26 protein-coding genes and 1 pseudogene are annotated in these 26,722 nt (G+C 37.9%); 13 read left to right on the forward strand and 14 right to left on the reverse strand.

What is annotated here, in order from left to right:
* Positions 1 to 93 precede the first annotated feature (93 nt).
* The 3 genes from VIO64_RS10555 (at position 94) to VIO64_RS10565 (ending at position 7,582) form a co-directional block, all read left to right on the forward strand.
* Positions 94 to 2,778 carry a CotH kinase family protein gene (locus VIO64_RS10555; protein WP_331917908.1) on the forward strand — a complete coding sequence of 895 codons (2,685 nt, stop codon included), beginning with the start codon at positions 94 to 96 and terminating at the stop codon, positions 2,776 to 2,778.
* A gap of 202 nt (positions 2,779 to 2,980) precedes the next feature.
* The gene (locus VIO64_RS10560; protein WP_331917910.1) at positions 2,981 to 5,359 is read left to right on the forward strand and encodes a glycoside hydrolase family 9 protein; all 2,379 of its coding nucleotides are present in this window, start codon (positions 2,981 to 2,983) and stop codon (positions 5,357 to 5,359) included.
* Positions 5,360 to 5,548: 189 nt separating this feature from the next.
* Positions 5,549 to 7,582 (forward strand): LTA synthase family protein, encoded by a 2,034-nt coding sequence (locus tag VIO64_RS10565; protein ID WP_331917912.1) that lies wholly within the window; start codon positions 5,549 to 5,551, stop codon positions 7,580 to 7,582.
* A 90-nt stretch (positions 7,583 to 7,672) separates the two neighbouring features.
* On the opposite strand, the pseudogene VIO64_RS10570 reads toward VIO64_RS10565, so the two are convergent.
* Positions 7,673 to 9,094: pseudogene (locus tag VIO64_RS10570) on the reverse strand (DNA translocase FtsK); the annotation flags it as partial.
* A 1,076-nt stretch (positions 9,095 to 10,170) separates the two neighbouring features.
* Between VIO64_RS10570 and VIO64_RS10575 the strand changes: the two are divergent.
* The 9 genes from VIO64_RS10575 (at position 10,171) to VIO64_RS10610 (ending at position 16,568) form a co-directional block, all read left to right on the forward strand.
* Positions 10,171 to 10,809 (forward strand): hypothetical protein, encoded by a 639-nt coding sequence (locus VIO64_RS10575; RefSeq protein WP_331917914.1) that lies wholly within the window; start codon positions 10,171 to 10,173, stop codon positions 10,807 to 10,809.
* 17 nt (positions 10,810 to 10,826) lie between these two features.
* The gene (locus VIO64_RS10580; protein WP_331917916.1) at positions 10,827 to 11,144 is read left to right on the forward strand and encodes a hypothetical protein; all 318 of its coding nucleotides are present in this window, start codon (positions 10,827 to 10,829) and stop codon (positions 11,142 to 11,144) included.
* Positions 11,120 to 11,944, forward strand: a complete 825-nt coding sequence (locus tag VIO64_RS10585) for a hypothetical protein (protein ID WP_331917918.1) — start codon at positions 11,120 to 11,122, stop codon at positions 11,942 to 11,944. The genes VIO64_RS10580 and VIO64_RS10585 overlap by 25 nt, the downstream gene beginning before the upstream one ends.
* 88 nt (positions 11,945 to 12,032) lie before the next feature.
* The gene (gene trhA, locus VIO64_RS10590) at positions 12,033 to 12,683 is read left to right on the forward strand and encodes a PAQR family membrane homeostasis protein TrhA (RefSeq protein WP_331917920.1); all 651 of its coding nucleotides are present in this window, start codon (positions 12,033 to 12,035) and stop codon (positions 12,681 to 12,683) included.
* 142 nt (positions 12,684 to 12,825) lie between these two features.
* Entirely contained in the window at positions 12,826 to 13,668 is an 843-nt protein-coding gene (locus tag VIO64_RS10595; RefSeq protein ID WP_331917922.1) for an MBL fold metallo-hydrolase, read from the forward strand.
* Between the two features lie 368 nt (positions 13,669 to 14,036).
* Positions 14,037 to 14,261 carry an anti-sigma factor domain-containing protein gene (locus VIO64_RS23085; protein ID WP_414705266.1) on the forward strand — a complete coding sequence of 75 codons (225 nt, stop codon included), beginning with the start codon at positions 14,037 to 14,039 and terminating at the stop codon, positions 14,259 to 14,261.
* Positions 14,262 to 14,569: 308 nt separating this feature from the next.
* Complete coding sequence (locus VIO64_RS10600; protein WP_331917924.1) at positions 14,570 to 14,716, forward strand: hypothetical protein; 147 nt, start codon at positions 14,570 to 14,572, stop codon at positions 14,714 to 14,716.
* Between the two features lie 5 nt (positions 14,717 to 14,721).
* Positions 14,722 to 16,044, forward strand: coding sequence for a dockerin type I domain-containing protein (locus VIO64_RS10605; RefSeq protein ID WP_331917926.1), 1,323 nt, complete (start codon positions 14,722 to 14,724; stop codon positions 16,042 to 16,044).
* A 107-nt stretch (positions 16,045 to 16,151) separates the two neighbouring features.
* Positions 16,152 to 16,568, forward strand: coding sequence for a secondary thiamine-phosphate synthase enzyme YjbQ (locus VIO64_RS10610; protein WP_331917928.1), 417 nt, complete (start codon positions 16,152 to 16,154; stop codon positions 16,566 to 16,568).
* Positions 16,569 to 16,870: 302 nt separating this feature from the next.
* Here VIO64_RS10610 and VIO64_RS10615 read toward each other — a convergent pair whose 3' ends face one another.
* The 8 genes from VIO64_RS10615 to VIO64_RS10650 all read right to left on the reverse strand — a co-directional run bounded on the left by VIO64_RS10615 (position 16,871) and on the right by VIO64_RS10650 (position 22,541).
* Positions 16,871 to 17,209, reverse strand: coding sequence for a hypothetical protein (locus tag VIO64_RS10615; RefSeq protein WP_331917930.1), 339 nt, complete (start codon positions 17,207 to 17,209; stop codon positions 16,871 to 16,873).
* Between the two features lie 132 nt (positions 17,210 to 17,341).
* Entirely contained in the window at positions 17,342 to 17,533 is a 192-nt protein-coding gene (locus VIO64_RS10620; protein ID WP_331917932.1) for a holin, read from the reverse strand.
* A gap of 19 nt (positions 17,534 to 17,552) precedes the next feature.
* On the reverse strand, positions 17,553 to 18,149 hold the full coding sequence (locus VIO64_RS10625; RefSeq protein WP_331917934.1) for a peptidoglycan recognition family protein: 597 nt from the start codon (positions 18,147 to 18,149) through the stop codon (positions 17,553 to 17,555).
* A gap of 6 nt (positions 18,150 to 18,155) precedes the next feature.
* Positions 18,156 to 18,488: a hypothetical protein gene (locus VIO64_RS10630; RefSeq protein ID WP_331917936.1), complete on the reverse strand. Its 333-nt coding sequence runs from the start codon at positions 18,486 to 18,488 to the stop codon at positions 18,156 to 18,158.
* 129 nt (positions 18,489 to 18,617) lie between these two features.
* Positions 18,618 to 18,836 (reverse strand): hypothetical protein, encoded by a 219-nt coding sequence (locus VIO64_RS10635; RefSeq protein WP_331917938.1) that lies wholly within the window; start codon positions 18,834 to 18,836, stop codon positions 18,618 to 18,620.
* Between the two features lie 235 nt (positions 18,837 to 19,071).
* A complete protein-coding gene (locus VIO64_RS10640; protein ID WP_331917940.1) occupies positions 19,072 to 19,902 on the reverse strand; it encodes a hypothetical protein in 831 nt (276 codons plus the stop codon).
* A complete protein-coding gene (locus tag VIO64_RS10645) occupies positions 19,899 to 21,794 on the reverse strand; it encodes a hypothetical protein (RefSeq protein ID WP_331917941.1) in 1,896 nt (631 codons plus the stop codon). The genes VIO64_RS10640 and VIO64_RS10645 overlap by 4 nt, the downstream gene beginning before the upstream one ends.
* Before the next feature lie 69 nt (positions 21,795 to 21,863).
* Positions 21,864 to 22,541, reverse strand: a complete 678-nt coding sequence (locus VIO64_RS10650; protein ID WP_331917943.1) for a stalk domain-containing protein — start codon at positions 22,539 to 22,541, stop codon at positions 21,864 to 21,866.
* A 92-nt stretch (positions 22,542 to 22,633) separates the two neighbouring features.
* Between VIO64_RS10650 and VIO64_RS10655 the strand changes: the two genes are divergently transcribed.
* Complete coding sequence (locus VIO64_RS10655; RefSeq protein WP_331917945.1) at positions 22,634 to 22,861, forward strand: hypothetical protein; 228 nt, start codon at positions 22,634 to 22,636, stop codon at positions 22,859 to 22,861.
* Between the two features lie 23 nt (positions 22,862 to 22,884).
* On the opposite strand, the gene VIO64_RS10660 is transcribed toward VIO64_RS10655, so the two are convergent.
* From VIO64_RS10660 to VIO64_RS10680, 5 genes are all read right to left on the reverse strand, one after another.
* Positions 22,885 to 24,846 carry a hypothetical protein gene (locus tag VIO64_RS10660; RefSeq protein ID WP_331917947.1) on the reverse strand — a complete coding sequence of 654 codons (1,962 nt, stop codon included), beginning with the start codon at positions 24,844 to 24,846 and terminating at the stop codon, positions 22,885 to 22,887.
* The gene (locus VIO64_RS10665) at positions 24,846 to 25,247 is read right to left on the reverse strand and encodes a hypothetical protein (protein ID WP_331917949.1); all 402 of its coding nucleotides are present in this window, start codon (positions 25,245 to 25,247) and stop codon (positions 24,846 to 24,848) included. The genes VIO64_RS10660 and VIO64_RS10665 overlap by 1 nt, the downstream gene beginning before the upstream one ends.
* A complete protein-coding gene (locus VIO64_RS10670; protein ID WP_331917951.1) occupies positions 25,238 to 25,429 on the reverse strand; it encodes a hypothetical protein in 192 nt (63 codons plus the stop codon). The genes VIO64_RS10665 and VIO64_RS10670 overlap by 10 nt, the downstream gene beginning before the upstream one ends.
* A 185-nt stretch (positions 25,430 to 25,614) precedes the next feature.
* Positions 25,615 to 25,980 (reverse strand): hypothetical protein, encoded by a 366-nt coding sequence (locus tag VIO64_RS10675; protein WP_331917953.1) that lies wholly within the window; start codon positions 25,978 to 25,980, stop codon positions 25,615 to 25,617.
* A gap of 10 nt (positions 25,981 to 25,990) precedes the next feature.
* Complete coding sequence (locus VIO64_RS10680; protein WP_331917955.1) at positions 25,991 to 26,722, reverse strand: phage tail tube protein; 732 nt, start codon at positions 26,720 to 26,722, stop codon at positions 25,991 to 25,993.

Consider the following 26,722-nt stretch of genomic DNA (forward strand, 5'->3'; position numbering starts at 1 on the left):
TCGCTGTCGTGAGAAATTATGGTGTATCATACATCATAATCTCCCACGACATTTAGCTCCCAAGCAAGTTTGTCCTGAAAGGGTGAGTAGGTATTGAGAAAGTTACTATGCATTTTATTATCATTGGTTATTACATCAACAATTTTCCCTGTCGGATATGCAAAAGCATTATCTAAAGCTGATAAATATAGCATTTTACTTATCAAGCCACCTGTTTTTTCAAGAGAAGGTGGGCTTTACAGGGAGCCTTTTTATCTTGCCTTAAGCACAGCTGATTCGCTAAAAGACGCAAACCATGCTCTAAGTACAAGCCAGGCGGTTTATTATACTCTTGACGGATCAGATCCAATACCTGGGGCTGTAGGAACCATAAAGTACACAGAAAGCATTCCCATAATGAGCAGAGCGGGAAATCCCAATGAACTTTCTCTTATATCAACATCCAGCAAATGGAAACCACCAAATGGTGAAGTATTTAAGGGGTGGACAATAAAGGCTGTTACCGTTAATGCCGAGGGAGTAAAAAGTAAAATTGTTTGCAATTCATATTTTATAGATTCAGATATTTTTAATAGATATAAACTTCCCATTATATCAATTGTTACAGACAAACCCAATTTTTTTGATAACAAAAAAGGAATATACCTAACTAATAATTCACAATCTCCAGAAACATCAGACAGCTCTCCAGTACCTATTCATATTGAGGCCTACGACACAGATGGAAGCTTATGGTTTTCCCAATATGCTGGTGCAAAGTTACATGGTCAATCTTCAAGCAGATACCCTCAAAAGTCGCTGAGGATATACGCAAGTGGAGACTATGACGATAAGAATACTTTCCAATATAATATTTTTTCTGGATTGGAAGATGCCGCAGGAAACAAGATAAAAAACTTTAAGCGTTTATTGCTCAGAAATTCTGGAAATGACTGGAGCAGCACAATGTTCAGAGACGGATTGATGCAGAGTCTTGTTTCCCACCTTAATATAAGCACTCAGGCTTATCGGCCGTCAGTGATGTTCTTAAACGGTGAATTCTGGGGAATACACAATATCCGTGAGCGTTTTGACAAATACTATTTTGCATCTCATTATAATCTTGATAAAGATAAGTTAGCCATACTTTCATGGAAGCTAAGTTCAAAGGAAACAATTGAAATTAATGAAGGAAACGAAGAAGACAAAAATACTTATTTAAACGATATTATAGAGTACTTAAAAGCAAACCCCATAACAGACAATAAAGTTTATGAAAATATAAAAACAAAGATGGATGTTGATAACTTTATTGATTACCAATTGTCACAGATCTACTTCGCCAATTCAGATTGGCCGGGAAACAATGTAATTGCATGGAAATACAAAACAGATGATGGAAGGTACCATCCTGATGCCCCAGCAGGACAGGACGGAAGATGGAGATGGGCTCTGAAGGATACGGAATTCGGTTTCGGATTGATAAGGGATTCATCACACGATACATTAAGATATGCTGCTGAGCCAACTATACCGGCAGTACAACCAACTGCTGCACCTACACCAGTGGTGCCATCAGTTGCTCCGGCAAGTGGAACGCAGCCAGTAGTAGTTCAACCAACACAAGTCCAACCTGTCCCAAATCCTCAAGAAGAAAATGAAAAGGGTGTTAGAAGGGGAAGAAACTTTGATTGGGCAGTATTCTTGTTTAAGACATTGCTTCAGAATTCCGAATTCAGAAACCAATTTATAAACCGTTTTGCCGATGTCATTAATACCTCCTTTGATTCTGCAAGGGTAAATCGGAAAATTGATGAAATGAAAACTGAAATAGAAAAAGCTATGCCTGAACACATAGATCGATGGCAGGGAATTTCAGATTGGAATTCAAATGTAGAACAATTAAAAAAATTCGCAAAAGACAGACCGAACTATATGCGAAAATTTATAGTAGATAAATTTTCCGGCAATGGCGTTACCGGAACATCAAAAATCAGCCTGACTTCTGGCAACAGCAAGGGATTTATCAAGATAAATTCCATTGATATAAAAGCAACGACACCTGGTGTTGCAACCCCAGATTCGTGGACTGGAACATACTTCAAAGGCGTCCCGGTAACGTTAAAGGCAATTCCCCAAAACGGATATGAATTTGTACGTTGGGAAGGTAAAGGTATTGCCAGTATCGATAAAACCTTAGACACACTAACTTTTGACCCGACTGAAGATATGAATATCACTGCTGTTTTTGCGGCAAGTCTTAAAGACATAAAGGGACATTGGGCGGAAAATTACATAAAGGATTTGATGAAAAAGGGCGTACTAAAAGGCTATCCCGATTTAACGTTCAAGCCTGAGGGCGGTATAGACAGGGCTTCTGCAGCTGTAGTAATAGCAAAGATATTAGGGCTTGAATCCGGCAAATACAATAAAAAGTTTGCCGATAAAATTCCAGATTGGGCTGAGGATTCTATAATGGCGGCATGCAAAGCCGGAATATTGAAAGGCTATGAAGATAATACATTCAGAGCGGAAAAAAACATGACCAGGCAGGAATTATCCGTTATAATTGTAAAAGCTTTGGGTGATAATGATTTACAATTTAAAGGCATTTCATTTAAAGACAATGATAAAATAGAAAGATGGGCAGCTTTTTATGTTACAAAAGCTGCCCATCTTCAATTGATAAAAGGATATGATGATAAAAGCTTTAGGCCGGATAATACAGCTACAAGAGCAGAATTTGCAGCTATAATAGTAAAGTTTATGAATATGTTAACATGCACCACAATTTCCTAGACATCAAAATGCCTAAAAGTATATTTTTTAACACTTATCATATGAGAATAGTGTAAAAATCTGATATAATTTAATTAGATATAAAACGAGCATTGCATGTTTTACCAATAACGGAAAAAGCAAGCAAATCAAAGTTATGGAGGTGTTAGAAGCTCAATTTAATAATGTCAATTTATTTAATTTTTTGAAAGGAAGGGATACGATGAAAAATATAAAATATTTTTCAAAAAAAGCAGGTTCTTTTATTCTGAGTGCTGTTATACTTGCTACAACAGTTACTCCTATCAATGTTAATGCTGCTGATGTAGAGTTTAACTATGCAAAAGCATTGCAGTATTCTCAATTTTTTTATGACGCAAACATGTGTGGTGCCGGTGTTGATGAAAACAACCTATACAATTGGAGAAGTGATTGCCATGTTTATGATACCGAACTTCCGCTTGATACTAAAAACACCAATATGTCGGCAAGTTTCATAAGTGCGAATAAAAGCATTCTCGATCCGGATGGTAATGGAAAGCTTGATGTTTCGGGAGGCTTTCACGACGCAGGTGACCACGTGAAGTTTGGTATGCCTGAAGCGTATTCAGGATCTACTGTGGGGTGGGGCTTTTACGAATTCAGAGATCAGTATGAAGCCACTGGACAAGATGCTCATACTAAAACAATATTAAGGTATTTTAATGATTATTTTATGAAGAGTACATATTTGGATGACTCAGGCAAAGCCATAGCTTTTTGTTACCAAGTAGGCGATGGCGATATTGACCACGCTTATTGGAATGCACCTGAAGTAGATGAAATGTTCAGAAGGGGTTGGTTTGCTACTGATGAGCTGCCATCGACAGATTGTGTAACAGCCGCTGCGGCTTCACTTGCAATTAACTATCTGAATTTCAAAGATGAAGACCCTACTTATGCAGATAAGAACCTAAAATATGCAAAAGCATTATTTCAGTTTGCCGAGAGAATCGATCCTGCAAAAAGAAAATGCAACGATGATGGTCCTAAGGGATATTATGCTTCATCCAAATGGCAGGATGATTACTGCTGGGCTGCTTCATGGCTTTATTTGGCGACAAAGGATGATCACTATTTAGATGAAGTATGGAAATATTATGATTATTATGCACCTTCTTGCTGGACACATTGCTGGAATGATGTATGGGCAGGTACAGCATGTGTTTTAGCTGAAATTAACGATTTATATGATAAAGACGGACAGGTATTTGAAGACAAATACAGAAAAGCTGCTAATAAAAGTCCTTATGAAACAATAGATTTCTGGAGTCAGATAGCAAAATTAGTAGATAATTGGATGAACGGCACAGTTCCCAAAATAACACCTGGGGGATACTCATTCCTTAACCAATGGGGTTCTGCGAGATACAATACAGCTACTCAATTTGTAGCCCTCGTTTACGACAAGCACCATGGTGATAAAGCATCAAAATATGGGGAATGGGCAAAATCTCAGATGCAATATTTAATGGGAAAAAATCCGATTAATCGCTGCTATATAGTAGGATACAACGACATTGCAGCTAAATTCCCACATCATAGAGCAGCATCCGGTTTGTCCAAATGTGAAGATACTGCTCCCCACAAATATGTACTTTATGGTGCTTTAGTTGGTGGACCAGGTGCCAGTGACCAACATATCGATGTTACAGCAGACTATATTTACAATGAAGTTACAATAGATTACAATGCCGCATTCGTTGGAGCATGTGCAGGTCTTTACAGATACTTCGGGGATTCTTCAATGAAAGTTACTCCGGATTTCCCGCCAAAAGTTATAATAGATCCTGGAAACAACGGCGGTGGTAATTCATACTGGGTAGAAGCATTTGGTGTTGATATAGCACAGGCTGACGGACCAAAGGCTACTGAAATAACTTTATATGTATGTTCCGATGTTAAAAAGACATCAAAAAATATTTCTGTAAGATACTATTTTGATTCTACAGGAATGACATCTCTTGATCCTAATAAGATTGAAATGAGGCAGCTATATGACCAGACAGCAGCAGAAACGGATTATGCAGCCGAGCTTTCAGGACCTCATCTTTATAAGGACAAGATTTACTATGTTGAAATAAAATGGCCGAATTTTGTGGTTGCCAATTCCAACAAAAAATACCAGTTTGCATTGGGAACATACGCTTGGCAAAACTATTGGAATCCTGCAGATGACTGGAGTCATCAAGGTTTAAGCATCGAAAAGGACAATTGGACAGGAAAGCCTGTAAAGACAGATAATATCTGTGTTTATGATGCGGGCGTTCTTGTAGGCGGTACTGAGCCAGATGGGACAAAACCTGTAGTTACAACGCCCACGAGTCCATCTCCTTCAAACACAAATACACCTACACCATCCCCTTCAAATGTTAAGCCCGGACCTGATCTGAATGGTGACAAGGTAGTAAATATGGCTGATGTTATACTTTTGGCTAAAGCATTCAATAGTGTTCCTGGAGACGCAAACTATAAAGCAGAATACGATTTAAATGGCGATAAGGCTATAAATATTGCCGATGTAATTATTATAGCCGCCAGTTTCAACAAATCAGTAAGCTAAAGGAAATTAGCAACGCTAATCGTGCTCAATCATTAATATTGGATATAGTCCTTCAAGGCTTTAGAACATCAAATTCTAAAGCCTTTTTTAATGTCTATGATATTATAAATATTTTTGTCGATATTTGCATGAAAAAGCGTTATAATAGTTGTATTAGCCTTCATTCCTGTATGCTGGAGGTAACTATTAATGAGATCAACTATTATTAACAAGCTTAAAGCTGCTCTTGCTCCCTTAAGCAAATATTGGGTTTTGGCATTTTACATAATATCAATAACTTATCTCGAGCTTATTTTCAGCCTTTGGACGTTCAAAGCCTTAAGTTGGGACTTTGCCTTTGCAGCCCTATTTTCTCTATCTGCAGGCAGTGTTCTATTTATACTTTCAAGCATATTACCTTCCAAAATAAACAAAATAGTAACTGCATCACTATTATCTCTGCTCATTATTGCCTACGGTATTCAACTTATATACTATGATGTATTTAAAACTCCCATGTCATTTTACTCGCTTACGGGGACAGGCGATGTACTTCAGTTTAGGGACATTATTGTAACTGCTGTTTTAAAAAACATTGTTGCAGTCATACTGCTTTTTGTTCCTCTCCTGATTTTGCCCTTTGTTATCAGGAAGGCTTCCATTATAAGATTAAGGCTAAAAGCTTTTTGCTTTATATTGTTATTTTTTGTACTTAGTCACGCATATTCCATAATATGTATCAACTTTACTAAGGAAAGCTCCTTTTCCCAGTATACGTTGTATTATAAATCTTACGTTCCTGAGCTATCCATAAAGAAATTGGGCCTTATGACGACAATGAGGCTTGACATAAAAAAACTTGTCTTTGGATCAGACTCCAGCGATAATAGTCCTGTATCGACTGATATGGATGATGAAGTCTCTGTTACAAATATTGTATACAAGATTGACGAAACGCCTATGCCAAGTATTGAAGTTGCTCCCACAGGCATTGCTCCAACCCCCGAACCAAACTATGAGGCCAATATTTTGGATATAGATTTCAATTCCATTATTTCAAAAGAGAAGAACAAAACTTTACTTGACATGCATAAATATTTTTCTACTGTTGAGCCTACAAAAAAGAACAAGTATACCGGAGTCTTCAAGGGATACAATCTGATTCTTTTGACTGCTGAAGGCTTCTCACCCTATGCCATTAGTCGTGAACTGACTCCAACCTTATATAAAATGTCAACTGAGAGCTTTGTTTTTAATAACTTCTACAATCCAGTTTGGAGAGTAAGTACCTCTGATGGAGAATTTGTTGCCTGTACCGGGCTCATACCCAAACCCGGTATTTGGAGTTTCAGCCGTACCGGTAAAAACTACATGCCATTTGTAATGGGCAACCAATTCAAGGATCTGGGTTATACTTTGAAAGCTTATCATAACCATTCATATAAGTATTATGACAGGCATATTTCACATCCAAACATGGGTTATGATTACAAAGGAGTAGGCAATGGACTGAATATAAAAAAGACCTGGCCCGAATCCGATCTTGAAATGATAGATGTTACAGCTGGTGAATATATTGGCGACAAACCATTTCACACGTACTACATGACTGTCAGCGGCCACTTGAATTACAGCTTCGGCGGTAACTACATTGCAAGAAAAAATAAATCCCACGTTGAGGATCTTCCCTACTCTGATACAGCCAAAGCATATATAGCATGCAATATGGAGCTTGAATTTGCCATGAAATCTCTTGTTGAGAAGCTTGAGGCTACCGGTATCGCGGATAAGACAGTAATTGCCATTAGTGCAGACCACTATCCATATGGTCTGCCGAAAGAAAATATAGATGAGCTTTCAGGCCATAAAGTTGAAGATAATTTTGAATTGTACAAAAGCACATTTATTCTCTGGAAAAAAGGGATGGATACTGTTATTATCGATAAGCCGTGCTCGAGCCTAGATATTATACCCACTCTATCAAATTTGTTCGGACTTGATTATGACTCACGGCTTCTGATGGGCACCGATATATTATCTGATGCCGACCCTCTGGTGATATTTTCAAACAGAAGCTGGATAACCGATAAAGCCAGGTTTAATACAGCATCTAACTCCATTGAATATACTAACGGTTCAAAAGCAGACAGCAATTATATAAAAGCTGTTAACAGAGTTGTTTCTGATAAATTTAAATACTCCGCAAAAATAATTGAAACGGATTATTACGGAAAAATCAAATAAAAACCAGCTGTGCCGCAGCCATTTCGGCTAGCTCACAGCTGGTTAAGTTTTTTTGATGCAGGACGTATTTATTTACGCAACTCTTACACCTTATGCATTCAGTTCAACCCACTCCTGCCTGGTTATCAATATTTGCCTGGGTTTGCCGCTACCATCCGATGCACTAACAACTCCCCATGCCTCCATTTGGTCCAAAATTCTCGCAGCTCTTGAATATCCGACTTTAAATTTTCTTTGTATCAACGAAGCCGAAGCCTGTCCTAATTCCAAAACCATCATGATAGCTTGTGGAAGTAATTCATCATCTCCACTTGAATCCGGCTTAGAGGTTTCAGTTGTCTGGTTATCTATTTTTTGTAGTATTTCCTCATCGTACTCTGCATGCTGCAGCGACTTGATATGTGTGACAATTCTCTCTACTTCCTTATCGGAAATAAAGCTTCCCTGCACCCTAAGCGGTTTTGGCTGACCTAGAGGATAAAACAGCATATCTCCCCTGCCCAGGAGTTTTTCTGCTCCTGCCATATCCAATATGGTTCTGGAGTCAATTTGCGAGGAAACAGCAAATGAAATTCTGGAAGGGATATTAGCTTTTATCACACCGGTGATTACGTTAACTGAAGGCCTCTGTGTGGCAATAACCAAATGCATACCTGCCGCCCTTGCCATTTGTGCTAATCGGCAAATAGAATCCTCCACCTCATTGGGAGCTACCATCATCAAATCTGCAAGCTCATCAATAATGATAACTATTTGTGGCAAAGTTTCCCCTTCTCCCCTTTCCTTTATCAGCTCATTATAACCTCTTAAGTCTCTAACATTATTTTCTGCAAATAGACGGTAACGATTAGTCATTTCCATTACTGCCCAGGTAAGTGCTCCCGATGCTTTTTTAGGATCAGTAACCACAGGAATCAGTAGATGCGGAATACCATTATAAACACCAAGTTCCACCACTTTTGGATCTACCATGAGAAGACGCACTTCTGCCGGAGATGCCTTATATAAAATACTGATAATCAGCGTATTAATACAAACACTCTTACCGGACCCGGTAGCACCTGCAATTAGGAGGTGAGGCATTTTTGCGATATCCCCAACAACAACATTTCCCGCAATATCCTTTCCCACTGCAAAGGCCAGCTTGGAAGAGTAATTCTGAAATGCTTTTGTATCAATAACATCCCGAAGTAATACAGGCACATTCTTCTTATTGGGTATTTCAATTCCAACAGCTGCCTTACCTGGAATAGGTGCTTCTATTCTCACTCCTGTCGCAGCAAGATTCAGTGCAATATCATCAGCCAGATTAATGATTTTACTGACCTTAACCCCTGCATTGGGCTGCAGCTCATAGCGAGTAACTGTAGGTCCCTTGCTCACATTTAAAACTCTCGCACCAACCCCGAAACTCGCTAATGTTTCAATCAGTTTGTGGGAGTTATATTCAATAAAAGCCTCAGTTTCTTCATCATAATTGGACACTTCATTTTTTTTAAGCAGCTCAACCGGAGTTTCATAATCGGCCATATCCAACAACATTTCCCGAGACTGCACAGGGGTGCTCACAGGGGTGCATGGTGCCCTATGAGAAACAACACGACTAGGCCTGTAAACAGTTATTACTTTCTTATCATTGATGGCAACTGGAATATTATTTTTCTCTTCCTCCAAACTATCTTCTATATTCTCTTCTATACTCTCCTCAATAATCTCCTCTACATTCTCTTCTTCCAAACTAACTTCTACATTATCTCCTGCATTTTCTTTTTCATTTTCTTCCTTACATTCTATAAGCTCAAACTTCATATCCTCAGCATCCGAACTCGAAGTCTCTAAAAGTTCACTCGCTTTATCTGTCTCTTCCTTTTGCTCCTCTACCCTTGGTCGAATAGGTTCAAATGGTGACCGGTAGGGCACAAATTTTTTAATTTCTTCCCTTGGAAGACTTTTAGCGGAATTTTTTATGCATCCGCCAACAGAATTATGCAGGTTTGATGCTTGAGAATTTTTATTCAGTGCATCTTGATTATAGTTGGAATGAGCCATGGGTTTCTGCTCTGAGCTTTGACTTGAAATCTCCCAGTCAAAATTTTTACCCATTACCCTTAATCCCTTATTTTCATTGGATCCAACAATATTCTGGGTATTACCTTTCATTTTTTTATATACTTCATTTGAGTAAATGTTTCTTTTCTTACGTTGTTGCTCGTTCTGTTTTAACAGCAAACAATATATAAAAGCAAAATATGCAGTTATCTCCAAAGCAATAAAAAAAACAAACTTTATCCAAGAACCCCAGGTAAGATACATCAAAAGTGATATCATAATACCTTGAAAAACAAAGAAGTTGCTATTAAGCCTTTTACTATTCTTTCTTACATTTGAACGTTTCCTCATTCGTATATACATACCCTTCTTCATAAGAATTATTATTCAATTTAATATAGCACATTTTCGACATTTTTTGAATCAAACTTAACCTAATAAGGTATAGAATTTTTTAGAATCGGGTTATTGATTTGATTTTCTTCTATAATCTAATATATAATTAAAATGTGCTTTTATTTAATTTATGAGGTGTTTGTATGAATGATGAAAATTTTGACTCTTTAAAGCGTAAAGAACCTAATAAAAAAAGTGTAATGCTAGTTGTTATAGCAGCGGTAGTCGTTTCTCTGCTTTTTTTAGGCATTGCCCTGACTACTGGCCCCAAGCTGCTAAAAAAAGAAAGTGCTCCAGTAGTTCATATCATCGGCAACTTGCCCTATGAATTCACTGAACCCGAACTAAACATTGATCCCACCCATGAGTTTGTATTTGATGCAAAATATGACCCCAAAAAAGTTGAAGGATATAATCCCCAGGGTAATTTTTCCCATGCCATTGCAGTTTATTGCGATCCAGGTATGACAGTAGAAGCAAAAGGTGTACTAATAAATTACGATTCTTCAGATTATAAGTTCCATGTAAAACCCCATTACAGCGGAGTATCAGGAAGCAGTACTACCCTGGAAGTGCACAATTTTCCAATAAAGGTGAGTGGGGGTTTCATAGTGAGTACTTCACCGTGCAGAAGCTTGATCCAAATACAGGTGCAAAACTTCAAAAGCCATTGGTCAAAAAATTTACTGTGCAGAAAAAACTTGAAAAACCCGTTTTTTCATTTTCAGTTGATGAACATGGCACAGGCCATTTTTCATGAAAGCCTATACAAAACAGCTTGAATTATTATATTGTTTCTATGGAGGAAGGCAGCCCTTGGTTACATATTATAGTTAAAACGACCAAAACTGAATGGACAACATCTGAACAGGATAAGTATTTACAGGAAGATCTGTCATCGGGTAAAGTCTATAGTCAGAACACGGCTTTTAGAAATTATAGATATTCGGAAGATGATATGCACAGTGAATACTACTTAGATGAAGCTGACCTTCAGAAAATACCTAAAAAATATTTTGGAGTTATTGCTGAATCTATTGATTCCATGTCAGCATTATCCTTCATTGATAGTGATGAAATTTTAAATTTGATGTGTGTAATATTCCCTATGTTATAGAGGGTACACTGCTCAACGGTGAATATAGAATTGAGAAGTTCGACAATAAGACATATAAAAAAGAAGTATTACGAATTGTCGATAGAATTAAAGAATCACAGGTCAAGACAGGTGAGGATAAAATAGCCTTTAAATACAGTACTGAAAAGTATGACATTAGTAAACTAAACATTAGCAAGACAGCACCTGATGTTCCATACAAAGTCTCTGCTACCAATACTTTCACGGAATATCTTGCTGCCAACATGATCGAAGGTAATGAATATATAGATGTAAGTAAATATATGGATGGTAGTCAAAAAGGTGTTGACCTATATGACGCTGCATATGAAGCATTATACCAGAACCCCTATATAATGGGCGTAAAAGATTTTGATTACCTTGATAGAAATAAAATACTTAAAGTTAAATACAAAATCTCCTCCAAGGAAGAAATCAGAAAAGTTCAAAAGGCAGTTGCCAAAGAAGTTGACAGCGTTGTGGGCCGTATTATCAAGACTGGCATGAACGACGAGCAAAAAGTAAAAGCTATCAATGACTATATGGTGAAATCAGGCAAGTATGACTACGATGCATTAAACGCACTGAAGGCAGGAAAGCAGGATAAATTCATTCATGCATGGAATAAGGTAAAGGTCAACGGTGTATGGAAGCTCATAGACGTAACATGGAACGATTCAGAATATGAACCAAACGGTTATTACCTGCTTACTGACAAGCAGGCTGAAGGAAAAAGAAAACAGGCTCAGGACAAATTCTTTGTTATTGATGTTTTGGTCAATAATTATATAGCAAAATAGAATAATAAGAATGTAATCAAAGTATTGCAATATTCCCAGAGAAATGTTTCATTTGAGCAAGAATTATTTTTAAAAGGAGAATAATCAATTGTCAAAATTACCGATCAAACTCACTTTTGGAGAAGAAGTCGCAAATGCTGTAACCCACGGTGTATCATCATTGCTCGTACTGTTTTCCATGCCATGGGTATCAATCGTAGCATACACCAAAGGCGACTCAATATATGATGTAATTGGCGTTACTATTTTTTGTGTGTCAATATTTTTTATGTTCCTGATGTCAACACTTTACCACATTATGGAACATGAGACTAGGCATAAAAAAGTAATGAGAATATTTGATCATATATTTATTTATGTAGCAATAGCAGGCACATATACCCCCATAGCAATTTCTGTAATTGGTGGGTGGCAAGCTGCTGTTATACTTTCCATACAATGGGCTATGGTTTTATTCGGCATACTTTACAAGTCCATTTCAAAAAATTCAATGCCTAAATTCTCACTTACTATATACCTTATTATGGGTTGGACACTTATTATTTTTATGCCGCTGTTCTTCCAAAAAGCCAATCCTCCGCTTTTTTGGCTTATTCTTGCAGGGGGAGCACTGTATTCTGCCGGAGCCGCTATCTACGCCCGCAAGGGTTTCAAATACCATCACATGGTCTGGCATTTATTCGTATTTTTCGGTGCACTAACGCACTTTATCGGCATATGCTTCTTTATGTATAAATAATAAAAGGTGGTTGGAGAAGTTATATGTTGTAAAAATGTTCCCATAAAGGAGAATTAAATATAGATGCGTAAACAAACAATTGTGAATTAGTTTACAAAATAGTAAAATATACTCAATAAAACAAAAAAGGAGGGTCACCCCTATGAGAAAAAGTAGAATGATATTATTGACTCTAATACTAAGTTTGGTCATATGTCTATCTTTACAGGGTTGTGGAGGAATTAAGGAAGCTAATGTAAAGGATACACCAACAAAACCTGCTACTACAGAAAACAATACCAGTACTGTGGCAGTAACAGCTGAGAAGGTGAAGAATTCCGTTTATAAGAACGATACTGGAAAAGTGCTTATAAAAAGTGCTACGACTGACAAGGAAGGAAGCAATACCTCCTATCTTATAGCATCAAAAAAGGGTACTGCTGCTGTTCTTGATCCCTATATGCTTACACCAGAAGTGGCAGGAATCAAGCCTTCTATCATTACAATAACCCATGATCACCCAGATCATATGGACTATGACTATATCCAAAATGATTGCAGGCAGTCCATGATGAAGGAGGAAAGCTTTACTGTAGATGATATCAATGTTACAGGTATTGCTGCTTCCCATTTTTCAGGTGATATCAATAAGGAGTATCCTTCTAATGCCATATATGTATACGAAGTAGATGGATTACGTATAGCTCATATGGGTGATTTAGGCCAGGATAAGCTTACTGATGAACAGTTGGAAAAATTAGGGCAGATAGATATTGCCTTTATGATATTTACAGATTCACCCAGTTATGGCACATCCACCGAAAAGTGTATTACAGTACTTAAACAATTTAAACCAAGTATAGTTATACCTACACATAATTCTCCAGAAGTTATAGATGCAGCATGTAAAGAACTTGGTATTAAAGAAAAACAAGATATGGAGTCTCTTGCCATAAGCAAAGGCGATATTGAGGCTGGAAAAATCAAGTTCATAAGATTGAAATGATTGGATAAAAAAGGCATAGAAACTATGATGCCTACATAGTTTAAAAGTTATTGAACTCAGACATTAGAAAGCCGTTATGGTACAGTATAAAATACTGTGTCATAACGGCTTTTTCAAATTATGCAAAAAAGCAGCTATTGGATTGTTGCACAAATAATATCTTGCTTTTTTAGCTTATTCCTGAGGTAGTTTTCTTAAGTTAAATCATCTTAATTATTTTTATAAAATTCAGAAGTTAACTTCAAATTGTGGACTTAAAAGTACAAAATCATTCGAATTATTAGAAAAACTAAAAAGAAGAATTAAAAATTATATTTGAGATCAATTTTGCTCATATTAAGAGGTGAATGTAAATGGAATACAATGGTATGATTGTATGTTTGGCAAAAGGTAAAGCAATCGTGATTACTAGAGACTTCCAATCTTATTATATAAAAAGAAGCCCTACATATTATGTCGGAAGGAAAATTGAATTTACAGAAACGGATATAATAAAAAATAGACCTTTAAGTTTTAAAATGGGATTAACTACCGCATGCATTGTTATTTTATTTGCTGTTTTATTTTATTTGCTGTTGCGGCTTATATCCTAAACTTTACCAGTATTATAAATAATGAAAATATAGATATTAAACCTAAAGTATTCGCCTATATTGATATACGTATGGTAAAACATCAATAAAAATTTTGCGAACAGTTTTTCAATCGAAGATGCCAAGAGAGTACAGGTTAATGAGTTATCAAAAGGAGTATTGGGAAATATATCTGAAAGTGATAACCCTAAACCGGGAAAAGAACAAAATTCAAGTTACTCAAGTTACAAAATATATAAATCTTTTACCAAATAATGTATAATTATTATATTATTAATATATTTTATATTATTTTGGGGGGAGTACAATTGAAAAACAAGTTTATTGCATTTTTAATGCTTATTTTGCTGATTGCCACACATACACAACCCATGGGCTTTGCACAGGGTGATATATCAATAAATAGTGTGGTCAAATTTAAAGCCGTTGCTGCAGGAAATAGAGTTTTACAGTAGCTATAATGGAAAACGGTAACGTTGCTGCTTGGCGTGATAACAATTATGGGCAATGCATTATGCCGGAAGAATTGACAAATGTTAAAGCTATTGCTGCTGGGTACAGCCATACTGTAGCATTAAAGGAAGATGGTACTGTTGTTGCTTGGGGTAGGAACGATGCCGACCAGTGCAAAATTCCATCGGAGCTGACGAATGTAAAAGCTATTGCTGCAGGATACAACCATACTGTAGCATTAAAAGAAGACGGCTCTGTTGTTGCTTGGGGCAATAATAGTTATGGACAATGTTATATACCAACAGGCGTAACAAATATAAAAGCTATTGCTGCCGGAAATTGCTATACAGTGGTATTAAAAGAAGATGGGACTATTGCTGCATGGGGTAATAACAATTATGGTCAGTGCAATATTCCAGCAGATCTTATAAATGTAAAAGCTGCTGCCGGGGATGGATTTACGATAGCACTAAAAGAAGATGGCACTGTAGCCGTCTGGGGCAATAACAAAAATGGTCAATGTAATATTCCAGCAGGTCTTACTAATGTAAAAGCTATTGTGGCCGGAGACATGCATGCTGCAGCGTTAAAAGAAGATGGTACTGTTATTGCCTGGGGATTAAACAATTATGGCCAGTGCGATATTCCCGAAGGTTTGAAAAATGTAAAGGCTATTGCAGCAGGAGAGAGGCATTCAGTGGCACTAAAGGAAGACGGTACTGTTGTTTCCTGGGGTTATAATGGTGACGGCCAGTGTAATATACCTGGCGGACTGAAAGATGTTGTTAAAATTGATGCAAGTAGTGATACTACATATGTAATATTAGAGGATGGATCAATAGTTGGTATTGGAAACAAAAATATAATTATTCCTTCCATGTATTCATTTCTCAACACAGAAGTTAGTATAAGTCCTGAAGAAATACAAAAAGGTGAAGATGCAACTCTAATTATAAACGCAAGTATTAATGGAACACCTTTAATTGGAACCTCGGAAATAGGAAACGCTTCATATGCTCTAGATGTTGACGGTCAAACCCTTATTAACATTAATACAAAAGCTTCTGATATTTATGAAATAAAAATATTTGATGAAAACGGCACACTTATCAAAAAAAAGAATTTAAAGTTAGCAATTCCTAAGATTTTAGGTGATTTAAACAATGATCTAACTGTTAACATGTTGGATGTAATCATCGTTGCCAAAGCATTTAACACCGCTCCAGAGGACCCTGAGTATAATCCAATCTGTGACTTAAATGGTGATAATGTCATTAATATAAGCGACATAGTAAAAATTGCTATGAATTTTAATATTAGCTATTTGTAAACTTTTGAGTTACATCTGTTCCTCTTTATAAGTATCGGTAGTATCTGATATAATAAATTCATGTTATATATTGTAAAAGCAAAATTTACAAAGGATGGTACCGAAAAATGAACTCATACCGTAAGGAATTGTATTTCAATATCCCTGAGAGAAGAGCATATGTGAATATAACTTCTCAAGTACAACAATGCATTAATGAAAGCGGTATAAAGGAAGGTCTTGTATTGGTAAATGCAATGAATATTACTGCAAGTGTTTTTGTAAATGATGATGAAGCTGGACTCCATAAGGACTTTGAAAAGTGGCTCGAGAATTTGGCACCTGAAAAGCCTCATAGCCAATACAATCATAATGGTTATGAAGATAACGCTGATGCTCATCTAAAGCGTCAGATTATGGGCCGAGAGGTTGTTGCCGCCATTACCAAAGGAAAGTTGGATTTTGGAACATGGGAACAGATATTTTATGGGGAATATGACGGCAAGCGTGAAAAACGGGTTCTTGTAAAAATCATAGGTGAATAGTTCTTGAATTTTCTGGACAAAGAAAAAGAACTTTATCATTTACAATAAATCTAGTTGATTTTAGACGGTTTTTCATTTTTCATTTTTCAAGCCAGAATTCATAAAATTCAAGCTTGGGAAATAAAACAAAAAACCTTGAAACTGCTTATAATCAGTAGTTTCAAGGCTTCAATTTATAAGCCCTTAACCAGAATCGAACTGGTGACCTCATCCTTACCATGGATTAATTTAAACACCTTGTATATGTTGATACTGTAGCGATACATGATTTGCAAAAATTAGTTGTACCACTTAAGTACCACTTAAGATTTTTCTGCATTTTTCATTTGATTTTTCATTAACTCAATCTGCTTTTGATTCAATTGCCTGTTAATTTCATTGGTTTCCTGCATATCATGCAGATGACCTATAATTAAAAACCCCATACCCATAATTCCAAATAAAGTAGCAAGAATAAAGAAGCCTGTTGCATAATTGCTGTTTATTATATAATTATATGCATCGCCGCCAACATAGGCGTTTGTTGAATAATCCGCAAAAGTTGAATTGCTATAATGTTCAATTTTGTCATATCCAAAATAAATTAATACAGCACATATCACAAACATGATGCAACCAAGACTTATAAACATTTTTCTCATTATAAAACCCCCCTATAAGTTAATTTACTTACATTATATAGCAAAGAAATAATATAAAAAAGCCTTCACATTAATATAATCTAAATAAAAACACGAAAAGCCCAAGGGGATAGCCCAAGGGCTTTTTATTACTTAGAAACCTTTTTTATTTGTAGGATTGTTGAATACACCCCAGGCAGTTGCGGCCAATAATACCAAGTCGATTAATTCATCAACCTTTGGCACTTCAACTTTAAAATATGTCTTAAGCACAAAAACGATTAATGTAATAGTTGATACCCATGCAGCTTTGCTTCTCCATCTTGATTGCTGTTGATTAGCCATATAAAACACCTATCCTTTCCTACTGCTTCGCAGCGTTAATAATTAATTGCCTTACAAATTCACCTTTGCACAAGCCGCCTTTAACGGCGTTCTTTGCCCAATAATCTGGGCTGGCCATATCGCCCTTACTTTGCCATGTCTTAAGAGCATTTTCAAATTCATTATCCTTTTCCAGAGCCGCAAGCACCTGCTGCAGCGGAAAGTACTTCCCAGGGCAAGCAGTGTTGCCAAATCGCTTGTGTGGCCCAATCTCTCTTAAGTTTTTGAATCTAGTCTTATGGTACTTTAGCCTTTCAACCAGACTATTAAATTGAGCCTCAGGCATCTTGGTTTCAATGTCATAATTGCCTTCGCAACATATGCCATAACTCTTGCTGTTCATATTTTCACACTGGGCCCCGATATGGTCGCCTCTGCAGATAACGACGGTACCGTCTTTCCTGATGTACTCATTGTAGCCGATGCCATTCCAGCCGTTAGCCTGGTGCCATTGGTGGATCTGCTCAGGTGTTGCGGTAAAGGCTGCAGGATGATGCAGCACAACAAAAAGCACCTTCGAAAGATTCAAAGGTACCAGGGGGGATTGCCAATTAAATTTTGGGGTTATGACTTGCATAACGGATCACGCTCCTAACCATTTGGCTATTCCTGCTAATAACAGCGTTACAATAGCTCCCATTATAAACTTTGTTAAATCGTTCCATCTTTCTCCAGGCTTGCTTTTAAGGTTTTCAATTTGAGCTAATAGAGTTGTTTGGTTGTTCTTAATGTCTGTCTTAATATCTTTAATATCTGCTTTAATGTCCCTGATAGCTTCGTCTCTGGATGTGCTTTCTGCTGCAGATTGACTTCTATATTTTTCAACCTCTATCAATCGTTTAAAAATATCTTTTATGTCGTCCTTCATGGTGTTAATTTCGGCCTCATGTGCCTCATGCTTTGGACACTCTCCCATCTTTCGCACCTTCTTTCTTTTTATCGTTACTTGCCACTTTTGGAGGCGGAGGCGGTGGAGGCGGAGTGCTAAAAATGGTCCCTATAAAGTTTTTGACCGTGTTTATTAGGTTAAATGGGTTTAACATTATCAGTTCCCTCCCGTCTTTATTTGTTGGGTAATTTCGCCGTTTTTGACTGTTTGGCTTTGTTGCCAACTGTAGTTGAAGTAAAAAGCAAAAAACAAACTAACAGAAACAGCAAAAGAAAGAATTAAAACCATTAGTATGACAAATAGTCTTTTGTTGCTTTTTTCTACTGTTATGGCTAATTCGTGAGTTGCTTCGATCAATCTCTCTAAGTTATCCATACATACACCTTCCTTTAGCCACTACCCTATGAAGATAAAATAAAAAGGACCCTGGATAAATCCAAGATCCTTAATACTCAGGTGTATGTATTTATACACCCTGCCCACGGGCTGCCCAATTTGTTTATGCAAGGCGGCAAGCTTTGGGCAAAGCCGTCACTTAAGAAGAGGTGGCCACCCCTAACAAAAGAAGCCGCTTTGCGTATATAAGGATACCAAAAATATTTTATTTTGTCTATATCCATTGTCCATATATTGCGTCGCTAGACCTGTACAACCCTCCTACATCGTACATTATGTCATGATTGCACCATAATACTTGATCGAAGGTTTCAGCTGATGCACTAATGGATATAGCATTAATATTTTGTTGTGATACCACCTCCCAAGCACCATTGTTAAGCATGTAAGAATGATTTAATTGAAAATCAGGGGAAACAACACTTGAATATCCTGGCGGTGACGCAGTATATGTAAATCCTTTCTTCTCAAGCGACTCAATTTTTGTTTCGCCACCAGGAAGGCTAAATATTAATATATACTTTTGCACATCTGCAGGAAGCGGAGGCAAGCCAGCAGGATAATTCAACTGAGTAGCAGTGCCAACATATACACTAGGTTTATCCCAATTGCCGTCACTATTTACAGGCAACGGTTCACCAGTGTAATAATCGTATGTTTGAAAATTTGCTTCCATGTATACGCTGTTGGCAAAGGTAGAGCCTCCCGAAGTCGATGATATGTTTTCTTTGGTTTCTACTACTGTTCCGAACGTTGATGCACGTCTGGTCAATATGGTAGTAAAACTTGTATCGGCTGACACTAACCAAAAGGCCGAATATCTGTTATATGCAGCACTCCACCGCATTTCGCAAATTATATGCAATGGTGGTGGAAGCTCTTCAAACCCATAAGTATATTCGGCTACAGCTGGGCCAGGATTTAATGCCCCATAGGCCGTAAATCTTATTCGATATGGGTATGCATCTTTAAAATTACAATAGTATAGCTTGCTTTTTTTAAACCCACCATCTGCAAAGTGCAAAATCTTATCTTTATTAATCATGTTACCACGCCCCAAATATACCAGCCCAACCCGTCACAATATACGTTTAGGGCTTTATTGTTACCAGCTAAAGTATAACTTGCTACGTTATCGATTGGCCCAACAATAGTCTTTGTATTTGTGTCTCGGCTTTTAAATGTAAATGTGCGGTATTTTAAATCCGATGTAGGAGTCGGCAGTGTTATTGTAATGGCATTAAATAACTGGACTATACTATCCGCTTCCAATGCTGTTAGTGTTCCGCTAGCTGTCTTGTCAATTACTCCAACGGTAGTATTGAGCCATAAATCATTTTGCTGTGGGCTTGTTGGGGGTGTTGGGCTTACTGCTACATTGACACCAGCCTTATTTATTACTGTACCGCCTCCACCACCACCACCAACAAATGAGGCGTAGGCGTCATAGGCATTTTCAGAATATTGGGTTGAGAAGTCTGACTCTGCACGGGAAGTTGCTTTTATAATGCTTTTTGCAACATCCCCGCTTACATGCACAAATCTTACTTCTTCGACCAAGAAATATTCAGGGGCTGTCATTCCAAACTCAGTAAGTTGCACCTTTAACTTTTGTCCGGCTCTGAAATCCATGCTTTGTGTCTCGAAAGAAATTTCCTTTGGAGTAACAAGCCCATATCGTTTTATGTTATTCCTAACCAGTTTGTTTGCGTCTGGATAATATACAATCGTGTCGCCTGGTGCTTGGTCTGTAATTGCTGATACTGTAAAATTATTGTTGTCAACTACAGTAACAAGCCTTTTTGCATTGTTTCTTGATGTATTAACAATCATATCCCCGTTACTTAAACCATGATTTGTTATATTAATATTAGTTGTAGTGGTAGTACTGCCAGCAGTCTTTTCAACTGTGTTGTCTACCTCGCTATCCTCTACAATGCAACCATACACACCCGATCCGCCTTCAACATCCTGACAATCCTTAATCGCCTGAAGGTTTTCGCCCCAAGTAACTATTTTATCGCCAAAATCATCAGCACCACCGCGGAAAAAGACTTTGTTGCGATAGTTAATTTGGTTCTCTTCAAGTTCAATTTCTCGGACTCTATAGGCGTACATATAAGCTTCTCCGGTTACAAGTCCAAAAGGAGCATTAACAACTGTGTCCTCTTGCTTAAAATGCAGTTTTCTATTGTTATCAATGTAACACTTATATCCAGATGCATCGACCATATCCTTGAGGATTTGAGCTATAGATATAGCATTGCTTGGCACATCTGCCGGATATTCATCCCATAAGTATCCGTTGCCAAACTCTGAATAAGTGTAGGTAATACCTTCCTCGACGAGATAATTGTCAATAATGGACTTTATAATATCTTTGCTGTATATCGGACTGGACCAGTTGGCCATAATAGTACGTCGGCTTGGAATATGGTTGTACCCTTCGACGATTACATCAGCCGTAAGTTTAAGGCTATTACCGCCGCTTATTCTCCTTTTGTTGATCTGTTTTATAGCACCGCCGAATATTAGTTGATTATCATAAAGCACCTTGACATTTTGACCGCAATTTGGCAATTGTGCATCCTCTTCAACAATCATCTTAAAGCGGCAATCATTGCGACGATCCATTCTGTCAGATACCTCTAAACTGCCTTGTTTAATAAATTCCGTTTTGTCTATAAATTTAAATAAGCGAATTTGATTGCCTTCGGCTTGGTCTGTGATAGCCAGAGGGATAGTAAATGTGTTTGCATCTACACGGGTTATAATGCGACTACAAGGATCGTTATTGTTTGTAAATCTTAAAGTCCTGTTTACTATCATGTCGCCAGTCTGCAGATTGTGATTGGTTAGTTTAATAGTTGTAGCATCAGTGCCTGACTCAGCAAGTTTATTATCAACATAGCCTTGAATTAATACTTGAAATCCCATATGAAACTCCTTTTTTAGCAAAATAAAAACACCGCCTGTTTAAAGACGGTGTTTAATGCCTATAAAGTTTTATTCCTGATATTGCACCTTCCCATTTTCATAGAAAAAGTATAATTTATCAGCATCCGAATTAATTTTTAATACAGCAACGCCCTCCCAAACTTCGCCGGGTTTTAATTTCTTTTGCTGTATAAGCTCATATCCATCAGGTGCGGCAACGCTTGTTAATATCGCCCCTCTATTCCAACCTAGCTGACTTGGTAAAATATACTGCTCATGCTTATCAATGTTTTCAAAGCGGAACTTCCATATCTCGTACTTGATACCCGAAACCGTTTCGCCGTCTGCAACTTTACCCAACACACTGACTTTAAAAACGTCTCGTTTTTGCATGTTGTCATGTGCAATAAACTCATTCTTCCCGACCTGGACATTTGGGTTTGGTGTGCTTACGGGTGTTGGCGTGGGGGTTGGTGGTACATCTTCAACAATATCAATGCTTACGCCGCCAGTAATTTCAACTTGTTTTTGTACTTCGTTCCAATCAACGCTTGCACCCAATATTTCGCCTATTGCTCTAAGCGGTAAGTATGTGCGACTGTCTACAACAATGGCTTTGTCAGTGCCCTTGTATTCCGTGCCATTGATCAATATTTTATATTTTGCTGTCTGATAAGTATTTGCAGCATAAGCGATTCCCGTCATAAGTACAAAACAAGCGATAAAGCCAGTTATAAACTTTTTCATAATTAACCCCTCCTGATTTAATCTGTTTTATACTTTTATTGTATAACTTTTAGAAATAATATACAATAGTGACAAAAAAGGAGGAATAAAAAATGTTTAACATTGATATTGAGGAACTCAAACAAAAAGTTGTATCTGAAATTGGGGGTGTAACTGAAAAAGAACTTATTGAAGCTGGTAAACTTCAGCCAATTGAGGCAATAGGTGCATCCATCGCAATATCAACAAGTCATGCAGTTAATATCTGTTTAAAAGTTATTGAAGAAAACAACAAAGCCATTTGGAACGAACTGATTGCAAGAGGCGTTATAAAAGAGTAAATTAATAGGCTGAATGTTTAAGTTCAGCCTAAATCCAATCCTTTTCTTTTAAGCTTTTTAATGACTAAATCCGTCAGTTTATCACTTAATTTAACAATATCTTCATCTTTCGCCCCACCATTAAAGTTATTAACGATCTGTACTACATTGGCCTGAGTTGCCATATCACGCCTTACGCTGTCATACGCCAAACTTGATGCTATATTAGACTTTTGACCAAACAAGCTGTTAACCTGCTGCAACTGTTTATTAGATGCTTTTGCAACAACCTGTAGTTGTTTAGCTGCTGACGGTCCTAAAGCTGCAAGGTCATTATACAATTGCTGACTAATCAATCCCTGATTTGCTTTAGCCTGCAAAGTTGCTAACGATGTTTGATAGGTCTTAATAGCGTTTAATTGCCCTTTTAAACGGTTTATCCATCGTTCCATGTTAATTGGTTGGTCTTGGGTTGCTTTCTCGAAAATACCTACAAAATTTGAGAACTCACGGGCCTGTGAACGTACAGCGTCAATAAAGTCTCTTATCTTGTCTGTGATCTTATCGTATGCCTCAGTCCCAGCAGTGCCAAGAGATTTAAACTCGTTTTTAAGGTCGTTAACGGTACTTGGGGTATTAAGCTTTGGAGTCTGAACCTTGCTCCACTCATCCATTATAGTTTGAGCTTGAGACATCTTCTTCCGGGATTCCTCCATTTTTTTCATGGACCCCTCAAGTTGCTTTTGTACTGCGTCTATTTCAGGCTGCATTGAGGTGCCGGGCTTAAACAATTTGCTTTGGTTTCGCCTCTCAAGCTCACTTCGTTTTGCCATGATTGATTCGTATACCAAAGCTTCTTTCATAAGCTCGTTGTTGTATCTCTCTTTTGCTTGTTTAGCCTCAATATAACTCACAGCCAAGACAGCACTTCCTAGGTCATTAGCAGCTTTTTTCTGCCTTATCATTTCTGCAGTGGTTTGTATAAGCCGATCTTGAGCTTTTTTCTGCGATTGCTCAAATAATCCAAAACCATTTGTAGCAATTGCAACCGTGCCAACTAATGCAGCTATACCAGCTATTGCAGCCACAACAGGATTAGCCATCATAAACGACAATGCTGTAGTTGCTGCACCTATCGCCAGAACCAACGGACCTACTGCAGCGGTTAGCCCTAATATTGCTAATATGGTGTCCTGCGTAGCTGGGTTTAGCTTATTCCATCCGTCAAGGAGGTTATTTGCATAACCCATTAGCTTAGATACAACAGGGATGAGCTTTTGGCCTATTTCAATGCCCAGCTCAGACATTTGTTCTTTCAATCTTTTAAGTTTGTTTGATGGGCTGTCTATGGTCCTGGCTAAATCGCCGTGTGCAAGCTTTGTCATTTCCATAAATGCAAGATATCGGACCAGTATTTTTTGCTGTTCGCTCATAGCCTCGCCTTGTTTAATAAGCCCATTTCGCATTGCATAGCTTTTCAGCACTGTTTCAGTCAATACCGCACCATATTTTTTCAACGGCTCAGATTCACCCGAATAAATTGCGTTGAGGTCTTGCATTACTTGCTCATTTGTTTGATTATAAGCTGAGGCAAGGTCATAAGCACGTTCAACCAAAGCCCTGTTCATATCAAAAGCCGCTTTTACAGGCACACCCATTGATGTGGCAAGCATCTGAAAACCTGCTATGTTTCTGCGAATATTATAAGCATTAATTCCAAAAGCATCGCTTAATGATTCGCTCCAAGACCTTGCTTGGTTGGTCATTTTGCCCATTGCTACACCAAATAAGCTTTCGGACTCCACTGCATCCATAGCCATTTTTGTAAATGCACCACCAACGGCAACTAGTGGCAATGTGATAGCCGCGGTCATTCCTGCACCAACAGCGGTCATTTTTTGCCTGACTCTTGCCATAGTGGAGTTAACTTGGTTCATTTGCTGCGACCATTGCGATATATCTGCAACAAAACGGGTTACTATCGTTCTAACTACACCGCCAGCCATTAACTACCACCTGCCTTACTCACAAAAGCAACTTGCATATGGTCAATGATCCTATTTTTGCTTTTATCAAATTTTCTGCGAATTTTTTTACTTCCAGAGGCGTTCTTTGTACCTGTTTCCCAATGAAATGCATTGTCATAACCGTCTATTTCGCCGCCTATAACAACAGACGCAGAAGCAACATTTTTGTTTTTCTTTTTTCCAAGATTGACGTTTATTTTATCTCTAACGTGCTTGTCGTCGTTGCTTCGTGGAATAACTTCTTTCAGCAGCGGAGCCGTAAAGTTAGCAGCTGCAAGGACAACATCGTTGATAGAGCTTTCTCCATTGTTTTTCATCAACCTAATATCTTTAATTAGACTTTCAACGCCTTCCGTTTTTACTTGCATTATTATGGGCATGTTTCCACCTCGCCCTCATCGATTATTATTTCTTGAGCACCAAATGCGGCGGCAATGCACCGCACTTGTGCCTCCATTTGCTCTGCTGTCATAGGTTCTGACTTTTTAGGCTCAAGTAAATCTTGTAAGTCTGGATAATTTACTTTCGAATCAAACAAACAGCCAATTCCTATCCGAACCATGTTACCTGTCCACCAGGCGTTTACTATTGGTTGTTGACTTTCGGTTTTGAGTTTTTGGATATGTGCTTCGACTTTTATGTTAAGTTCCATTGGTGTGCAGTCCAAAAACTGTTCATAGGTCATATTTAGCTGGCCGACAGCTATTTTTTCGTATGTCTCTATTAAATTCTTTAGCCAATCGGCCTCTATATGTTTGGGCTGGTTTCTTCCGCTTTGACCGCTGTAGTTTCAAGCGTCTCATTAATGTCAATCTCAATCCCGTTAGCGGCTGAAAAAGCACTAGAAACAATCTGGACAAAATTAAACATGTTGTCGATATGTTCATCAATTAATTCTTTTGTCTTTTCAAAAGTCAGGTCTTTATCTTCGTGTTTTAACCCGGCAAACAAGCATTTTGCAGCTGTTTCGTAGTTGGTTTGAGATAAATCCATAACTATTTGGCCACCAGGTTTTCCACACAACGTTTCTGCTAAAATCAAAGCATTGATGGTAAATTTAATTTTCCTTGGTCTATCAAGCTGTATAATTTTAAAAGGTACCGCCATTGTCAATCAATCCTCCTTATGCCCTAGCAACGTTAATTCTGTATGTCTTTGGTGATTTTCCAGTTTCCTTGACCGTTACATCAATTGTTGTGACGCTGCCAGCAGCTCCCAAAGTAATAGCCCCAGATGCAACACCAGAAGCAACTGTTTGACTTTGCCCGTTAGGTGCTGTAATTGTGCATATACCCGCTGCGAATGTCGGGGTTACTGTGACCGTTGAAACTCCTGTTAAAACTGTATATACATATGGCTTATCAACCCCGCTTGTAGCAGCTGCAAAGGCAGGGTACCAGGTGCCAGAACCAGAAAGCGTCATGCCTGTTATGTTGTTAGAAAGTGTTATTCCAAGTGTGGGCACCCCGGAGATTTTTATTGCTCCACTGAATGGTATAGCCCCGTTAGGCTCAGCTTTGCCGATTTTAAACTGTTTAACATACCCCGAAAACGTCAAGGATGTGCCTGTCGTACTTGGGAATGCTATTGCAAAATTTTGCAGCGTTCCATTGATCAAATCGCTTTGAAGCCCGACTTGACCGTTAGTGTCTCCAGGGTAAAAATAACCTTCAAACGGAATTTCTCCCGTCCTTATAAGTCCTGGCAAAACCTCTTCGTGGTTGCTTGCGGATTGCAAGGTGGTAACGTCAACCATTTCCCTTTGCAAATCATATCCGTCAATGCTTGTTAACTCAGCCACTACGTTTCCGTTTCTTGACAGCGTAGTGCCGTAACCTATTACTGCATTGCTCAT

The organism is Pseudobacteroides sp. (assembly GCF_036567765.1).
In the GTDB taxonomy this organism is placed as follows: Bacteria; Bacillota; Clostridia; order Acetivibrionales; family DSM-2933; genus Pseudobacteroides.

Bases quoted from the DNA above. Each gene is read 5' to 3' on its own strand.
- VIO64_RS10560 (WP_331917910.1), top strand. From the start codon at position 2,981: ATGAAAAATATAAAATATTTTTCAAAAAAAGCAGGTTCTTTTATTCTG.
- VIO64_RS10565 (WP_331917912.1), top strand. From the start codon at position 5,549: ATGAGATCAACTATTATTAACAAGCTTAAAGCTGCTCTTGCTCCCTTA.
- VIO64_RS10575 (WP_331917914.1), top strand. From the start codon at position 10,171: ATGAATGATGAAAATTTTGACTCTTTAAAGCGTAAAGAACCTAATAAA.
- VIO64_RS10580 (WP_331917916.1), top strand. From the start codon at position 10,827: ATGGAGGAAGGCAGCCCTTGGTTACATATTATAGTTAAAACGACCAAA.
- VIO64_RS10595 (WP_331917922.1), top strand. From the start codon at position 12,826: ATGAGAAAAAGTAGAATGATATTATTGACTCTAATACTAAGTTTGGTC.
- VIO64_RS23085 (WP_414705266.1), top strand. From the start codon at position 14,037: ATGATTGTATGTTTGGCAAAAGGTAAAGCAATCGTGATTACTAGAGAC.
- VIO64_RS10605 (WP_331917926.1), top strand. From the start codon at position 14,722: ATGGAAAACGGTAACGTTGCTGCTTGGCGTGATAACAATTATGGGCAA.
- VIO64_RS10610 (WP_331917928.1), top strand. From the start codon at position 16,152: ATGAACTCATACCGTAAGGAATTGTATTTCAATATCCCTGAGAGAAGA.
- VIO64_RS10615 (WP_331917930.1), bottom strand. From the start codon at position 17,209: ATGAGAAAAATGTTTATAAGTCTTGGTTGCATCATGTTTGTGATATGT.
- VIO64_RS10620 (WP_331917932.1), bottom strand. From the start codon at position 17,533: ATGGCTAATCAACAGCAATCAAGATGGAGAAGCAAAGCTGCATGGGTA.
- VIO64_RS10625 (WP_331917934.1), bottom strand. From the start codon at position 18,149: ATGCAAGTCATAACCCCAAAATTTAATTGGCAATCCCCCCTGGTACCT.
- VIO64_RS10630 (WP_331917936.1), bottom strand. From the start codon at position 18,488: ATGGGAGAGTGTCCAAAGCATGAGGCACATGAGGCCGAAATTAACACC.
- VIO64_RS10635 (WP_331917938.1), bottom strand. From the start codon at position 18,836: ATGGATAACTTAGAGAGATTGATCGAAGCAACTCACGAATTAGCCATA.
- VIO64_RS10640 (WP_331917940.1), bottom strand. From the start codon at position 19,902: ATGATTAATAAAGATAAGATTTTGCACTTTGCAGATGGTGGGTTTAAA.
- VIO64_RS10645 (WP_331917941.1), bottom strand. From the start codon at position 21,794: ATGGGATTTCAAGTATTAATTCAAGGCTATGTTGATAATAAACTTGCT.
- VIO64_RS10650 (WP_331917943.1), bottom strand. From the start codon at position 22,541: ATGAAAAAGTTTATAACTGGCTTTATCGCTTGTTTTGTACTTATGACG.
- VIO64_RS10655 (WP_331917945.1), top strand. From the start codon at position 22,634: ATGTTTAACATTGATATTGAGGAACTCAAACAAAAAGTTGTATCTGAA.
- VIO64_RS10660 (WP_331917947.1), bottom strand. From the start codon at position 24,846: ATGGCTGGCGGTGTAGTTAGAACGATAGTAACCCGTTTTGTTGCAGAT.
- VIO64_RS10665 (WP_331917949.1), bottom strand. From the start codon at position 25,247: ATGCCCATAATAATGCAAGTAAAAACGGAAGGCGTTGAAAGTCTAATT.
- VIO64_RS10670 (WP_331917951.1), bottom strand. From the start codon at position 25,429: ATGGTTCGGATAGGAATTGGCTGTTTGTTTGATTCGAAAGTAAATTAT.
- VIO64_RS10680 (WP_331917955.1), bottom strand. From the start codon at position 26,722: ATGAGCAATGCAGTAATAGGTTACGGCACTACGCTGTCAAGAAACGGA.